Origin of the sequence: Bacillus sp. RC251 (assembly GCF_044908765.1) — a bacterium.
GTDB lineage: Bacteria > Bacillota > Bacilli > Bacillales > Bacillaceae_G > Bacillus_A > Bacillus_A wiedmannii.
Window position 1 is genome coordinate 78,260 of the sequence record NZ_JBIYDP010000014.1, and the last position, 15,536, is coordinate 93,795.

Sequence of the window (15,536 nt, forward strand, 5' to 3'; positions counted from 1 at the left end):
AAAGCTATTGACGATAGTTCTCTGTTAATGTTACGCTACTACTAATTTAATACGGACGATGTTACCTCATATATATTCGATAATATGGATCGAGAGTTTCTACCCGGCAACCTTAAATTGCTGGACTATGGGGAAAACTAATGAATATTAGCCTATGTGCAAAAAAGGACTCATATTGATTAGCTTTCTCTCATAGATGAAAGTGAATCCATATGTGTCTTTTTTTATTTTCATTTTTCTAAAAGGTCAGACATCTTACGTATGACATAAAACCTCTTGTTTTATTTTTAGTAATATAACGAGCGTTTTATGTACAAACTTTATACGAACTTCTGAAAGGGGCAACTACATGCAATATGTAATGAGCATTATCAGTATTCTTGTCGTTTTAGGTTTATGCTTTGCTTTGTCAAACAATAGAAGTAAAATCAACTTCCGTGCAATTGCTATTATGATTGGTTTCCAAATTTTAATCGGTTGGTTTATGTTTGGCACAAAAATTGGTCAACAAATTATTATCTTCATTAGTAAAGTTTTCAACAAACTAATTAAACTTGGTACGACAGGTGTCGATTTTCTCTTTAATGGAATTCAAAGAGATTTTGTCTTTTTCTTAAATGTATTATTAATTATCGTATTTTTCTCAGCACTACTTTCTATCTTTAGTTATTTAGGTGTTTTACCATTCATCGTTCGCGTTGTCGGCGGTGCAATTTCAAAAATTACTGGTTTACCACGCGTCGAGTCATTCCACGCAGTAAACTCTGTATTCTTCGGTTCAAGTGAAGCGTTAATCGTTATTAAAAACGATTTACAGCATTTTAACAAAAACCGTATGTTTATTATTTGTTGTTCTGCAATGAGTTCCGTTTCTGCTTCTGTTACAGCATCATATGTAATGATGTTAGATGCGAAATATGTACTAGCAGCTCTTCCACTAAACTTATTCTCAAGCTTAATCGTTTGTTCGCTATTAACACCAGTTGATACGAAGAAAGAAGATGAAGTGATTCAAAAATTTGATAGAACTTTATTCGGAGACAGCTTTATCGGCGCAATGATTAACGGTGCGCTTGATGGTTTAAAAGTAGCTGGTATCGTTGCTGCATTAATGATTGCCTTCATCGGTGTGATGGAAGTTGTAAACTACGTAATTAGCGCAGCTTCAGGTGCAATGGGATATGCTGTTACTTTACAACAAATCTTCGGTTATATACTTGCTCCATTCGCATTCTTAATGGGTATTCCAACTCAAGATATTATCCCAGCTGGTGGAATTATGGGTACGAAGATTGTATTAAACGAGTTTGTAGCAATCCTTGATTTAAAAGGTGTTGCATCAACATTATCTCCACGTACAGTCGGAATCGTTACAGTATTCTTAATTAGCTTCGCAAGTATTAGCCAAATTGGTGCGATCGTTGGGACAATCCGTGCTCTTTCTGAAAAACAGGGAAGTGTCGTATCTAGATTCGGTTGGAAAATGTTATTTGCATCAACACTTGCTTCTATTTTATCTGCAACAATCGCTGGATTATTTATTTAATAAAAAACTCCACCTTACTTCTCCTTTTCTAAAGGAAGTTTAGGTGGAGTTTTTTCATCTTCTAAATGTATTTTTATGTAAACCTCACCAGAAAAATATAAGGTGTTTTTCCGAATTATTCCAAAAATGTATTCCCCTCTATATTCTATAGTGATATGATGTACAAGGGTATAACTCAAATTTTTAAAATCAAAAATTTGAGTTAGTGTCACTTATACGAATGATAATTTCAAGACATAAGTGATGATAATTAAAACACAATAGAAGGATGATAGAATGAAAAAATATACATATATCGCTTTACTTTCTTCTGCTATTCTCGTAGGTTGTAACACTAGTAGCACTAGTGATAAACAAATAAAAGAAGCAACGGCGAAACAAACAGTTGAACAAAAAAAAGCGAAAGCGGTTGAACTGCCTTTAACACAAGGGATTATTACATGGGATCCGTATGAATATAACGCACAAAATACCACGCTTTATACAAAGGATTTAAGAGATTCATTCACACAAGTACGTTACAATATTTGGCGTACTGCTGATGGTCCTGAAAACAAACAAACTTTTACTTCACAAGAAAAAGAACGTGACTTTGCCCTCCCACTACACTTAAAATCATTTCATTTAAAACGTGGCGAATTTCAAATTGAAACAGTAGGAATCAAAGAAGATCATACTGAAACAAATCTAGTAACATCTAAAATTACATTCCAGCAACATGTACCCGTATTAATGTACCATGCGATTGAAAAATACCCTGGACCAAGTGATGGGGATTACGGCTTATACGTACCACCTGAGCAATTCGAAAAACATATGCAATACTTAAAAGATAACGGTTATACGATGCTTACATTTGAACGTTGGAATGATATAAATCGTGTAAATAAACCTGTTTTTGTAACGATGGATGATGGTCGAAAAAATAATATGAACGCTCTTCATATTTTACAAAAATTAAAGGATGATAGATTTCAACCTACGGCTACTGAATTCCTTACTTCAAATGAGATAGACAAACCAAATCGTCTATCAACAGATGAGATAAAACAAATGATGGATTCAGGCATTTTTTCTATTCAATCACATACTGCTAATCATACGATGATGGCTCATTCAAGCAATTATGATGAGGAATTACGTAGTTCGAAAGAAAAAATCGAAGCCCTTACTGGTAAAAAGGTCATAGCTCTTGCCTATCCAGTAGGTTCTTATAATGATCCAGCTGTTGAAGAAACAAAAAAATATTATGAGTTCGCAGTAACTACTGATCACGGTAATCACATTACAAAAGGGATGCCAAACGAACAGTACTTAATTAAACGCCACTTTGTAGGGCCTAATACATCAATGGAAAAATTCATATCTCTTATAAAGTAAACTTTACTAAAAAACAGTCGAAATGGCTCTATTAAAAACCTGTCTCATTACTAAAATGATATGATGTACAAGGGTATATCCCCACCTCTCTTACAGCGGTGGGGATTTTAAATATGAGTATGCAACATAATACACAATAGAAGGTGATTTCATGAGAAAATACGCAGCAATTGCTTTATGTACATCTGCCATTCTAGCAGGCTGTAATACTAGCAATGTAAACCAGGAACCTAAAAAAGAGAAAAAGGTTCAAGAAGTTAAGAAACAAGAAGAGACTGTGCAAGAACAAGGTAAAATTTCTTATCATCCGATTACACACGAATCTACAAACACTACTATTCATATGACAGATATAAAGGATACTTTAAGTGAGGTACAATATAAAATTTGGCGCACAGCTGATGGGAAGGAAAGTGCTAAACCTTTTTCTTCTAAAGAAAAGGAAAAGCAATTTTCACTTCATTTTGACATAAAAGAATTTGAAGGAAAACGCGGTGAGTTCCAAATTGAAGCAATAGGAATGAAAGAGGATGGGAAAACCATTCCACTCACAAAATCTGCTATTACTTTCGAGCAAAAGGTTCCCGTTCTTATGTACCATGCAATCGATGATTATCACGGACAAGGCATTAAAGATTTATTCGTATCACCTGCTAATTTTGAAGCCCAAATGAAATATTTAAAGGACAACGGCTATACATTACTAACTTTTGAACGCTGGGGCGATATAAATAAAGTTAATAAACCTATCTTTGTTACATTTGATGACGGTATGAAAAATAATATAAATGCATTTCATATTTTACAAAAGCTAAAAGATGATACGTTTAAACCAACAGCAACAGAATATATGATTGTTAATAATGTCGATGCTGAAGGATCACTTTCTACATCTGACATAAAAGAAATGGTTGATTCCGGCATTTTCTCTATGCAATCTCATACTGCAACACATGCAGACTTGCCGAAAATTACAAACTATGAAGAAGAATTAAAAGAATCAAAGGAAAAGCTAGAGAAAATAACAGGTAAGCCTGTTACTGCAGTTGCTTATCCATTCGGTCATGTGGATGATAAAGTTGTTGCAGAAACGAAGAAATATTATCAATTTGCGACGACAACAAAACCCGGAAAATTCATTACGAAAGGTGAACCCGATGAGTTGTTAAAAATGAAGCGTGTTCGCATACACCATACGACGACCGTAGAACAATTTGCTTCTTCGATTAAATAACGATGAGAGCTCAATATATTTTGAGCTCTCTTTTTACGCTATATTTATATATATTTTTTGAATTTTCTTGTATTATATATAGTAAGAAATCTTTCAAATTAAAGGAGATTATACATATGTCATTTGAACAAACGTTAGAGAAATATGCTGCTCTTGCAGTCAATGTTGGTGTTAATATTCAACCAGGACAAACATTATCAATTAGTGCACCTCTTGAAGCTGTACAATTTGTGCGCCTCGTTACAGAAAAAGCATATAAATCTGGTGCAAAACACGTATATGTGGACTGGAATGATGAGACGTTAACACGCTTAAAGTTCGACCTAGCTCCTGAAGAAGCATTCGCTGAGTTCCCATCTTGGAAAGCACACGCTCGTGAAGAATTAGCAAAAGAAGGTGCTGCATTTATGTCTATTTATGCAGAAAACCCTGATTTATTAAAAGGTGTAGAATCAACGCGTATCGCAACAGCTCATAAAGTAGCTGGTGAAGCAATGAAAGTATACCGTGATTACGTACAAGCTGATAAAGTAAGCTGGTGTGTCATTTCTGTTCCTACGAAAGAATGGGCTGCGAAAGTATTCCCTGACGTTGCACCAGAAGAACAAGAAGCAAAACTATGGGATGCTATTTTCAAAGCTACTCGTGCGGATTTAGAAAATCCTGTGGAAGCATGGAAAGAACACGATGAAACGTTACATACAAAAGTTGATTACTTAAACGAAAAACATTATAAAGCCCTTCACTATACAGCTCCTGGAACAGATTTAACGATCGAACTTCCAGAAAAGCATGTATGGGCTGGTGCTGGTAGCTTAAATGAAAAGAACGTACCATTTATGGCGAACATTCCAACTGAAGAAGTATTTACAATGCCACTTAAAACAGGTGTAAACGGCCAAGTATCTAGCACAAAACCGTTAGCATTTGCAGGTAATATTATCGATAACTTCACGTTAACATTTGAGAACGGACGTATCGTAGATTATAAAGCTGAAACTGGTGAAGAGGCTTTAAAACATTTAGTAGAAACAGATGAAGGTTCTCACTTCTTAGGAGAAGTAGCTTTAGTACCTCATGATTCACCAATTTCAAACACAAATGTTTTATTCTACAATACGCTGTTTGATGAAAACGCATCTTGCCACCTTGCAATCGGAAGTGCTTATGCTTTCAACTTAGTTGGTGGAAAAACAATGTCTAAAGAAGAACTTGCTGAAAATGGTGCGAACACTAGTATTACACACAATGACTTCATGATCGGATCAGCCGAGCTTGATATCGATGGTATTACAGATGATGGCAGACATGAGCCTATCTTCCGTAAAGGTAACTGGGCATTTTAATAAAAACAAAAGGCTATCTTCCACACCGGAAGATAGCCTTTTATGATGCCGATGAAACCTTAAGCCCAATTACTCCTAAAACAATAAAAAGAATACAAAATGCTTGGAATAAGCTAATGTGCTCTTTAAAGAAATACACACTAATGATTGTAATAAGTAATGTTCCTACACCAGACCAAATGGCATAAGCGATACTTAAATGAATTTTTTTGACAACGATAGCAAATACGCTAAAACAAATTCCATAAAATACGAAAATCAGTACACTTGGAACGAGCTTTGTTAAACCGTTTGATAATTTCATCGCAATTGTTCCAGCTACTTCAAAAATAATTGTTACGAGTAATAATAGCCAATATACCATACTAGAATCTCCTTCTCTGTTACCTTATAGAGATTCTAGTATACTACTTATAGTCCTAATGAAATATATTTAATTTCTAAATATTCCTCGATACCGAAATGGCCTCCTTCACGGCCAATACCACTTTCTTTAAAACCACCGAATGGTGCTTGTGCAACTGATGGAAGTCCATCATTTAATCCGATAATACCGTACTCTAATGCTTCGCTAACTTGGAATGCTTGACTAATATCTTTTGTGAAAATATAAGCAGCTAAGCCATATGGTGTATGATTTGCTCGTTCGATTACTTCTTCAACCGTTTTAAATTTCGCAACTGGTGCAACTGGACCGAATGTTTCTTCATTCATACAAAGCATCGTATCGTTCGCCAATCCAATTACAGTTGGTTGCATAAAGTGTCCATCTAGCTCTGCAACCTTATGACCACCAAATAAAACTGTTCCACCCTTTTGGATAGCATCTTCAATATGTTCCTGTACTTTCGAAACTGCATTCTCGTCAATAAGTGGTCCTACAGTCGTTCCGTCACCGAAACCGTCTCCTACTTTCAACTGCCCTACTGCCTTTTGGAACTTCTCTACAAACACTTCATACACTTCTTCCTGAACAAATACTCGGTTTGTACATATACACGTTTGTCCTGCGTTACGGAATTTCGAACCGATTACCGCCTCTACCGCTTTATCTAAGTCCGCATCATTCATAACAATAAACGGCGCGTGACCACCTAACTCAAGTGAAACCTTTTTCATCGTTTGTGCAGCACTGGCCATTAATTCCTTCCCAATTTCCGTTGATCCTGTAAAGGAAACCTTTCGAACACGTCCATCTTCCATCCACGTATCAGCAATTGCTTTCGCACTGCCTGTTACAATATTTATTACGCCTTTTGGAATGTCTGCTTCATGGGCTAATTCAGCTAATTTCAAAGCAGTTAACGGCGTTTGGCTTGCCGGTTTTACAACTGCCGTACATCCTGCTGCAAGTGCCGGGGCTACCTTTCTCGTAATCATAGCAGCAGGGAAGTTCCAAGGTGTAATAGCTGCCATAACTCCAACTGGTTGCTTCATAACTAAAATACGTTTATTCGGATGAGAAGCAGGAATCATTTCACCATATACGCGTTTTCCTTCTTCTGCATACCATTCAACAAAGCTATTTGCATAATTCACTTCACCAAGTGCTTCTGCAAACGGCTTTCCTTGTTCTCTCGTCATGATCGCTGCAATCTCTTCTTTATTTTCATCAATAAGTGTGAACCATTTTTTCAACTTCACTGCACGGTCTGCTGCCGTTAACTTAGACCATGATTTAAAAGCTTCATGGGCCGCATCAACAGCTTGCTTTGCCTCTGTTACTCCGCCCTTTGGTACCGTCGCAAATATTTCCTTCGTTGCTGGATTATTTACTTCGATTTGTTCTTGTAATGTAATCCACTCACCATTTATATACATCGCCTTTTTTTCTACATTTACAAACGTCGCTTTTTTATCCAATGTTTTCTTCCTCCTCTATAAGTTTCTTTATTTTCCTAGTGGCAGCAGATTGACTTATTTTTAAAAACTCCGCTACTTTATAACTCGATCCATATGTTTTATATGCTTTCAAAATAATATTCCGTTCTACTTCTTCTAACATTTTATAGAGACTTTGACCGGACTGTTCAACCGTTGATTCTTGCATCGCTATTGGCAAATCTTCTATCGTAACGATATCGTCAGCAGTTATAACAATTCGCTCAATCACATTTTCAATTTCTCTATTATTTCCTTCCCAAGGGTAACCAACAAATATTTGCAATGTGCTAGGTGCTAATTTTACATTCCGGCCATATTTTTCATTAAAGTGCTGTAAATAATGATAAATGAGTGGCAAAATGTCTTCGGTTCTTTCCCGGAGTGGCGGAATTAAAATTGGAATGACATTTAGACGATAATATAAATCTTTCCGGAATGTTCCTTGTTTCACCATCATACTTAAATCTCGATTTGTTGCCGCTACAATTCTAACGTCCACCTTTTTTAATTCCCTTCCGCCTATAGGGCGAAACGTTTTTTCTTGCAACACTTGCAAAAGCTTCGCTTGAATTTCAAGCGGCATTTCGCCAATTTCATCTAAGAAAAGAGTTCCTTTATGCGCGGCTTCTAATAGTCCCTTTTTCCCTTCACGATTCGCACCTGTAAAAGATCCACCTGAGTATCCAAAAAGCTCTGATTCAATTAAATTCGTTGGCAATGCCGCACAGTTAATTTCATAGAAACTTTCATTCTTCCGGTTACTCACTTCATGTAAATGACGTACTAATCGACTCTTCCCTACTCCTGTCTCACCTAAAACGAGAACTGTACTATCTACCACAGATACTTTCTTAATTGTCTCGACTATTTTTTGCATAGCGATACTTTTAAAAATAAGTCCTTCATGCTCATACGTTTCTCTTAATTCTTTTTTATATGTTTTTAACTGATTATCCATTTCCTCTACCTTTTGACGTAATTGGTAGAGTTCTGTAAGATCACGAGAATAACTAATTACTCTTCTTAAATTCCCCTCATCGTCAAAAACAGGCCTTGTACGAACATGTAAATACTCTCCTGATTTTGTCGTTTGAACGAGTTCAATCGGTCTCTTTTTTTCAATTACTTCTAACGTTGCCGATGGATAAAAGATACCATCCTTCTGCAACTCTTTTACATGCTTACCTACTAACTCTTTAGCAGCTAATTGATAGTGCCCTTCACATGTACTATTTACACGCACAACGATTCCCTTTTCGTCAGTTACAAAAATTTCGTCAAACGCATATTCAAATACATCTTGTAAATCCATTAACACTCGTTCCTTTTCTCCAACCATCCTAGCCACCCCTAACTTTCAATCCATCGATTCACTTCACTACCTTTATTATAAAGTGAATTTTCTGCATTTTATATAGAGTCAGCTAGAATGTTTGCGATTTATTATTTAGCTTTTAAACACGAGCAGTATTTGCTTTCTCATAACAGACTTGCAATGATTCTTCAATTATTGTTAATCCTTCTTCAAGTTGCTCATCTGTAATAACTAATGGCATTAACACACGAATAACATTACCGTATGTCCCTGCTGATAGTAGGAGTAATCCGCGTTTATTTGCCTCTGCGCACAAATTAGCTGTTAACGTTTTATCAGGTGCTTTCGTCTTCCGATCTTGAACAAGCTCGAATGCACACATTGCTCCTAAACCACGCACATCACCAATGCAATTATATTTATTTTTCATCTCTTCAAATCGGTTCATTACGACTTTTCCTAATTCTATTGCTCTATCATTTAAATTCTCTTTTTCTATTACATCAAGTACTGCCAATGCTGCTGCACATCCTAGTGGGCTTCCTGCATACGTTCCACCGAGCTCTCCCGGCGCAGACTCATTCATAATTTCCTTGCGCCCAATAACACCACTAATCGGTACACCAGCGCCTAATGATTTAGATACCGTAATTAAATCTGGAACGACATCATAATGATCAATGGCAAAATATTTTCCTGTACGACTAAATCCTGTTTGAATTTCATCCGCTACAAATAAGATGCCGTGTTCTGAACAAATATTGCGTACTTCTTGCACAAACTTCTTACTTGGAACGATAAATCCGCCTTCCCCTTGAACAGGTTCCATTACAACGGCTGCAATTGTTTCTGGTGCTACTTCTGATATGAAGAAATTCTTAAACTCTTCAATCATAAAGTCATCGTACTGCTCTTCCGTTAATCCTTCTGGGCGGCGATATTCGTACGGGAATGGTGCTTTATAGACTTCAGGCGCAAATGGGCCAAATCCAAATTTATATGGTTTTACTTTACTTGTCATCGTCATTGTCATTAATGTACGCCCGTGGAATCCTTTAGAAAATGCAATAATACCAGGTCTTTTTGTATATTTACGAGCGATTTTCACTGCGTTTTCAACCGCTTCTGCACCACTATTTAAAAATAGTACTTGCTTATCAAAACTTCCCGGCGCTAATGCCGCAAGTTTTTCTGCTAATTCAATATATGGCTCATACATCATGACATTAAATCCAGTATGAATGTATTGATCTACTTGTTTATGGAGCGCCTCTTTAACAGCTGAATGACAATGCCCTACGTTAATTGTTCCGATTGCTCCCGCGAAATCAATGTACTGATTGCCATCAACATCTGTTACAAGAGAACCATTTGCAGATTGTACAAACGTTGGGATGCCGTTACTTACTCCTTTTGGTACTATATTTTGGCGGCGTTCTAATAAAGACGCTGCTTTCGGTCCAGGAATTTGTTCATTTACTTTAGCAAATTTTTTTGTGTTCATTACGTACCCCATCCTTTTCTTTACATTGTTTTCTCTTTTCATTGCAAAATGTATGCCAACGTTCTTTCCCAGCATTCATCCTGCATACCTTCTATGTCGACATAAAAAATAAGTCTATAAAGACTCATTAAGAGTCCTTATAGACTTATTTTTCTTACACAATAGACTTTCCTTGTTCCCAAATCAACTCACCCGAATGAGAAATAAACTCCCCAACAGATTGTACTACTAAATCTGCAAGTGGTTCTAACGTTTGACGATCTCCTGTACCAGACAGTACTCCAATTGCATAGCAATCGCCGCCATTTTTCGCTAAATATAAATCAGTTGGTGTATCTCCAACGACGGCTACTTCACATGCTTCTAAATGAAACTTCTCACAAAAAGATTCTACAATTCTTTTATCTGGTTTTTGTGCCGGAAATGTATCTGAAGCTACAACATAATCAAAAAAGGACTCTAATTGATATTGTTTCAAAAATAATTCTGTTGGTGCAAAATCATCAGCTGTCACAACACCTAAAATAAATCCTCTATCCTTTAAACCTTGTAAAATCCTCGGTAAATCCGCCGTCATTTTCATATAGGAGCGGTGTTCATACATAAGAGAAAATAATTTTTCACTTACCCACTCATGCATTTCCTCTTCCTTAGATGACATAATATACTTACAAAGCCCCTTTGCAACATCAAGGCTTGTTCCTGCCGCTATTGCGCTATGAGGGTTCACAAATACCCCATTCACACCGATCTCTTTTAATAAATCTTGCTGCATTGACTTTGGAAGTTGATATAGATTTATACATTCCGCCACAAGTTCTTCAGCTACTTTTATCCAAATTGAATGAAAATCCATTAATGTCCCATCTTTATCAAATAGTATTGCTTTTACCTTCTCCATAGCACCCTACCTCTCGTTTCTTATCTCCTCCAGTGTATCAATAAAGTATGGATATAAAATAAACGAATTGTAAAAATACCATAAAAATCAAACTAACTTCCAATTTACAATTCCTCTATATAATAAAAAGGATGCCTTTACAGGGCATCCTCTTGTTGTTCAGGAACAAATAGTTCAAGACAATGATATATATTTTCGAATTCCATCGGTGCATCTCCACCGTATTCACCGTCTAAGTTAATCATTAGTTTATCTGGTGAATGCACTTTAATTCGATTTGCTTGTGTGTATAGCACTTTTGGGTTATTAATATGTTCACCACGCTGCGCTTGTGTTGCTGCTTTAATTAAGTCAGCAATAGAACCTTTTTTCAGTACTAATAAATCAAATAATCCATCGTTAATCGATGCATATGGTGCTACCTTTTCAAAGCCGCCCACTGAACGAGTATTCGTAATTAAAAACATCGTAATTTCTTCTTGTAGTAATTTCCCATCATACTCAATTTCAACATATGTTGGATGTAATGACGGTAACATTTCGATTCCTTTTAAATAGTAAGCAAGTTGGCCTAATACCGTCTTTAGCTTGCTTGGCACTTCATATGTTAATTCTGTAATACGGCCGCCACCAGCGATATTAATGAAATATGTATCATTCGCTCTACCAAGATCTAACGGAACTGTTTTCCCTTCACAAATAATATCCGCAGCCTCTTCAATAGCACGAGGTACACCGATCGCACGCGCAAAATCATTTGTCGTTCCAACTGGAATAATTCCAAACTTTGGACGATGTTCATGTCCTACTAAGCCGTTCACCACTTCATTTAATGTACCATCACCACCAGCTGCGATAACAACATCAAACTTACGATCCGCAGCTTGCCTCGCTGCCACAGTCGCATCTCCAGGACCAGTTGTCGCATGACAAGACGCTTCATATCCAGCTTGTTCTAATTTTTGTAATACTTCCGGTAAGCTCTTCTTAAATAGCTCGCGCCCAGAAGTAGGATTATAAATAATTCTTGCTCGCTTCATCATTTATTAGCACAGGAAATTTCTTTATATATTGAAAAAGAACATACCGAACTTCTATTCAGTATTCCCATGCCTACCTCCTCTCATCTTCCTATCCTTCTTTTATCTCGCTCAAACAGGCAGTAAGAACCCGATTCGTGTAGTCCATCAAAAGTAAATATTCATTTCAATGGTTTTGTTTTATTTGACAAAAAATTTATGTCCATCTATTTCCTCACAACAATTTACATATAACGAATAATAATTATCTATTATTTCATGAGATGAAAAAAACCTCTATGTCTAGATTTATCATTATTCCCACCTTTTTGCAACTATCATACCATAGTTGCTATACAAACATTTTTACACTTTTGACAGTTAATCAAACGTTTGTTTAAACGATCTTCTCTCATTTAAACAAACGTTTGATTAACCTAGAAAAACACCCATGTACGGGTGTTTTTCTGCTTAATCTTTACAAGTTACTATTATTATCGCTTATTAATCTCTTCAAGTAAGATTTTGTTAACAAGCGGCGGATTTGCTTGTCCTTTTGTAGCTTTCATAATTTGACCAACTAAGAAGCCAATTGCACGGTCTTTACCGTTTTTAAAGTCTTCGATAGATTGCTCATTATTATCAAGAATTTCTGTTACAACTTTACGAAGTGTACCCTCGTCAGAAATTTGAACAAGACCTTTTGCTTTAACGATTTCCTCTGGGTCTCCACCTTTTTCAATTAACTCGTTAAATACTTTCTTCGCGATTTTAGAAGAAATTGTACCTTTTTCAATTAATTGAACCATTTTAGATAAACCAGCAGGCGTTAATGCAACGTCTTTTAATTCTTTTTGTTGTTTGTTTAAGTATGCAAGCACTTCACCCATTAACCAGTTTGATGTTAGTTTCGCATCTGCTCCATCTTCAATTGCTGCTTCAAAGAAATCAGACATCTCTTTCGTTAATGTTAATACGTGTGCATCATAAGCTGGTAAGCCAATTTCTGCAACGTAGCGAGCTTTACGTGCATCTGGAAGTTCTGGAATCGAAGCACGAATTTCTTCTTTCCATTCATCATCGATGTAAAGTTCAACTAAGTCTGGCTCTGGGAAGTAACGGTAATCGTCAGATCCCTCTTTCACACGCATTAAGATTGTTTTCTTCGTTGCTTCATCATAACGACGTGTTTCTTGTTGGATGATACCACCAGATAACAATTCTTTCTCTTGGCGCACTTGCTCGTGCTCAAGACCTTTTTGTACGTAAGTGAATGAGTTTAAGTTTTTCAGTTCCGCTTTTGTACCGAACTTCTCTTGTCCAACTGGACGAAGGGAAATGTTCGCATCACAACGCAAGGAACCTTCTTCCATCTTACAATCAGATACGCCAGTGTATTGAATGATTGATTTTAACTTCTCTAAGTATGCATATGCTTCTTCTGGCGTACGCATATCTGGCTCAGATACGATCTCGATTAAAGGCATACCTTGACGATTGTAATCTACTAATGAACCATCAGCTGTATGCGTTGATTTACCAGCATCTTCTTCTAAATGAAGACGTGTAATACCGATACGTTTCTTTTTACCGTCTACTTCAATTTCAATCCAACCATTTTCACCAATTGGCTTATCGAATTGAGAAATTTGGTAAGCTTTCGGATTATCTGGGTAGAAATAGTTTTTACGGTCGAACTTCGTTTCCGTTGCGATTTCACAGTTTAATGCCATTGCAGCTTTCATTGCAAAGTTAACTGCTTCTTTATTTAAAGTAGGAAGTACCCCTGGGTATCCTAAGTCAATTACACTTGTTTGTGTATTTGGCTCCGCTCCGAATTCTGTTGGACTCGCAGAGAAAATTTTCGAATTTGTTTTTAACTCAACGTGAACCTCTAAACCAATAATTGTTTCTAAATTCATTTATTCTCGCCTCCTTACAGACTTGCTTTTTTTGTATGATAGTCTGTTGCTTGCTCAAACGCATGTGCAACGCGGTAAATTGTCGCTTCATCGAAGTGTTTACCAATGATTTGTAGACCAAGTGGCATGTTATTAGCACCGAATCCACATGGAACAGAAATCGCTGGAACACCCGCTAAGTTTACTGGGATTGTTAAAATGTCATTTGCATACATTGTCATTGGATCATCAACTTTTTCGCCCACTTTAAATGCCGGAGTTGGCGTTGTTGGTCCAATAATAACATCGTAGTTAGCAAATACATTTTCAAAGTCGTTTTTAATTAATGTACGTACTTGTTGTGCTTTCTTGTAGTATGCATCATAGTAACCAGAGCTAAGTGCAAATGTACCAAGCATAATACGACGTTTTACTTCATCACCAAAACCTTCGCTACGTGTGTTTTTGTAAAGGTCTAATAAATTATTTACATTATCAGAACGAACACCGTAACGTACGCCATCAAAGCGTGAAAGGTTAGCAGATGCTTCAGAAGAAGATAATAAGTAATACGTTGCTAGAGCGTATTTAGAGTGTGGAAGAGATACTTCCTCCCAAGTTGCGCCCATACCTTCTAATACTTTTAAAGCAGCTAGTACTGACTCACGAGCTTCTTCGCCAACACCTTCTCCTAAGTATTCTTTCGGTACAGCAATGCGTAAACCTTTAACGTCGCCTGTTAAACCAGCTAAGTAGTTTCCTACTTCAACGTTAGCAGAAGTTGCATCCATACGGTCAATACCTGAAATAGCTTGTAATAAGTATGCATTATCTTCTACTGTACGTGTAATCGGTCCGATTTGGTCAAGTGAAGATGCGAATGCTACTAATCCGTAACGAGATACGCGTCCGTAAGTTGGTTTTAAACCTACAACGCCGCAATATGCAGCTGGCTGACGGATAGAACCACCCGTATCAGAACCTAGAGAGAATAATACTTCTCCTGCTGCTACAGCTGCTGCAGAACCACCACTAGATCCGCCTGGAACGTAATCTAAGTTCCATGGATTTTTCGTAGCGTAGAAACCTGAGTTTTCATTTGAAGAACCCATTGCGAACTCGTCCATATTTAACTTACCGATTGTAACTGTGTCAGCAGCTTTTAGCTTTTGCACAACTGTTGCATCATAAATTGGATCAAAGTTTGCTAACATTTTGCTCGCACAAGTTGTACGAAGACCGTTAGTTACAATGTTATCTTTTACACCAATTGGCATACCGAATAATAAACCATTATCTTCAGCACCAATTTTCGTGTCTAATTCTTTCGCTTTCGCGCGTGCGTTTTCTTCATCTAATGTAAGAAAAGCTTTTACGTTATCTTCAACATCCGCAATACGTTTGTATGATTCTTCTACTAAATCCGTAACGGAAATTTCTTTGTTGTTTAACTTCTTATGTAACTCTGATACGGAATGATCAAATAATGACATCGAAATTCCCCTC

At 36.7% G+C, this 15,536-nt stretch carries 12 protein-coding genes and 1 riboswitch; of the genes, 4 read left to right on the plus strand and 8 right to left on the minus strand.

Annotated features, from left to right (window positions below):
- Positions 1-46: 46 nt before the first annotated feature.
- Positions 47-148: riboswitch (purine riboswitch) on the plus strand.
- Between the two features lie 201 nt (positions 149-349).
- The 4 genes from ABH961_RS26350 to ABH961_RS26365 all read left to right on the plus strand — a co-directional run bounded on the left by ABH961_RS26350 (position 350) and on the right by ABH961_RS26365 (position 5,506).
- Positions 350-1,546: a NupC/NupG family nucleoside CNT transporter gene (locus tag ABH961_RS26350; protein WP_404520366.1), complete on the plus strand. Its 1,197-nt coding sequence runs from the start codon at positions 350-352 to the stop codon at positions 1,544-1,546.
- Between the two features lie 276 nt (positions 1,547-1,822).
- On the plus strand, positions 1,823-2,926 hold the full coding sequence (locus tag ABH961_RS26355) for a polysaccharide deacetylase family protein (RefSeq protein ID WP_098078387.1): 1,104 nt from the start codon (positions 1,823-1,825) through the stop codon (positions 2,924-2,926).
- Positions 2,927-3,077: 151 nt separating this feature from the next.
- On the plus strand, positions 3,078-4,160 hold the full coding sequence (locus ABH961_RS26360; protein WP_048542035.1) for a polysaccharide deacetylase family protein: 1,083 nt from the start codon (positions 3,078-3,080) through the stop codon (positions 4,158-4,160).
- Between the two features lie 116 nt (positions 4,161-4,276).
- Positions 4,277-5,506 (plus strand): aminopeptidase, encoded by a 1,230-nt coding sequence (locus ABH961_RS26365; RefSeq protein ID WP_046958891.1) that lies wholly within the window; start codon positions 4,277-4,279, stop codon positions 5,504-5,506.
- Between the two features lie 40 nt (positions 5,507-5,546).
- On the opposite strand, the gene ABH961_RS26370 is transcribed toward ABH961_RS26365, so the two are convergent.
- The 8 genes from ABH961_RS26370 to gatA form a co-directional block, all read right to left on the minus strand.
- Complete coding sequence (locus ABH961_RS26370; protein WP_000263262.1) at positions 5,547-5,870, minus strand: DMT family transporter; 324 nt, start codon at positions 5,868-5,870, stop codon at positions 5,547-5,549.
- A gap of 47 nt (positions 5,871-5,917) precedes the next feature.
- Positions 5,918-7,369: an NADP-dependent succinate-semialdehyde dehydrogenase gene (gene gabD, locus ABH961_RS26375; protein WP_098078384.1), complete on the minus strand. Its 1,452-nt coding sequence runs from the start codon at positions 7,367-7,369 to the stop codon at positions 5,918-5,920.
- On the minus strand, positions 7,362-8,729 hold the full coding sequence (locus ABH961_RS26380; RefSeq protein ID WP_098049460.1) for a sigma-54 interaction domain-containing protein: 1,368 nt from the start codon (positions 8,727-8,729) through the stop codon (positions 7,362-7,364). The genes gabD and ABH961_RS26380 overlap by 8 nt, the downstream gene beginning before the upstream one ends.
- A gap of 115 nt (positions 8,730-8,844) precedes the next feature.
- Positions 8,845-10,209 carry a 4-aminobutyrate--2-oxoglutarate transaminase gene (gene gabT / locus ABH961_RS26385; protein ID WP_176519565.1) on the minus strand — a complete coding sequence of 455 codons (1,365 nt, stop codon included), beginning with the start codon at positions 10,207-10,209 and terminating at the stop codon, positions 8,845-8,847.
- A gap of 154 nt (positions 10,210-10,363) precedes the next feature.
- A complete protein-coding gene (locus ABH961_RS26390) occupies positions 10,364-11,110 on the minus strand; it encodes an HAD family hydrolase (protein WP_098078379.1) in 747 nt (248 codons plus the stop codon).
- 137 nt (positions 11,111-11,247) lie between these two features.
- Positions 11,248-12,153, minus strand: coding sequence for a diacylglycerol kinase (locus ABH961_RS26395; protein WP_000977669.1), 906 nt, complete (start codon positions 12,151-12,153; stop codon positions 11,248-11,250).
- Between the two features lie 470 nt (positions 12,154-12,623).
- Positions 12,624-14,051, minus strand: a complete 1,428-nt coding sequence (gatB, locus tag ABH961_RS26400) for an Asp-tRNA(Asn)/Glu-tRNA(Gln) amidotransferase subunit GatB (protein WP_001047688.1) — start codon at positions 14,049-14,051, stop codon at positions 12,624-12,626.
- 14 nt (positions 14,052-14,065) lie between these two features.
- Complete coding sequence (gene gatA, locus ABH961_RS26405) at positions 14,066-15,523, minus strand: Asp-tRNA(Asn)/Glu-tRNA(Gln) amidotransferase subunit GatA (protein ID WP_048542045.1); 1,458 nt, start codon at positions 15,521-15,523, stop codon at positions 14,066-14,068.
- Positions 15,524-15,536 lie beyond the last annotated feature (13 nt).

Excerpts from the sequence above, each read along its gene's own strand:
- ABH961_RS26360 (WP_048542035.1), top strand. The coding sequence starts at position 3,078 with ATGAGAAAATACGCAGCAATTGCTTTATGTACATCTGCCATTCTAGCA.
- gatA (WP_048542045.1), bottom strand. The coding sequence starts at position 15,523 with ATGTCATTATTTGATCATTCCGTATCAGAGTTACATAAGAAGTTAAAC.
- ABH961_RS26395 (WP_000977669.1), bottom strand. The coding sequence starts at position 12,153 with ATGATGAAGCGAGCAAGAATTATTTATAATCCTACTTCTGGGCGCGAG.
- ABH961_RS26365 (WP_046958891.1), top strand. The coding sequence starts at position 4,277 with ATGTCATTTGAACAAACGTTAGAGAAATATGCTGCTCTTGCAGTCAAT.
- ABH961_RS26370 (WP_000263262.1), bottom strand. The coding sequence starts at position 5,870 with ATGGTATATTGGCTATTATTACTCGTAACAATTATTTTTGAAGTAGCT.
- ABH961_RS26350 (WP_404520366.1), top strand. The coding sequence starts at position 350 with ATGCAATATGTAATGAGCATTATCAGTATTCTTGTCGTTTTAGGTTTA.
- gabT (WP_176519565.1), bottom strand. The coding sequence starts at position 10,209 with ATGAACACAAAAAAATTTGCTAAAGTAAATGAACAAATTCCTGGACCG.
- ABH961_RS26380 (WP_098049460.1), bottom strand. The coding sequence starts at position 8,729 with ATGGTTGGAGAAAAGGAACGAGTGTTAATGGATTTACAAGATGTATTT.
- gatB (WP_001047688.1), bottom strand. The coding sequence starts at position 14,051 with ATGAATTTAGAAACAATTATTGGTTTAGAGGTTCACGTTGAGTTAAAA.
- ABH961_RS26355 (WP_098078387.1), top strand. The coding sequence starts at position 1,823 with ATGAAAAAATATACATATATCGCTTTACTTTCTTCTGCTATTCTCGTA.
- ABH961_RS26390 (WP_098078379.1), bottom strand. The coding sequence starts at position 11,110 with ATGGAGAAGGTAAAAGCAATACTATTTGATAAAGATGGGACATTAATG.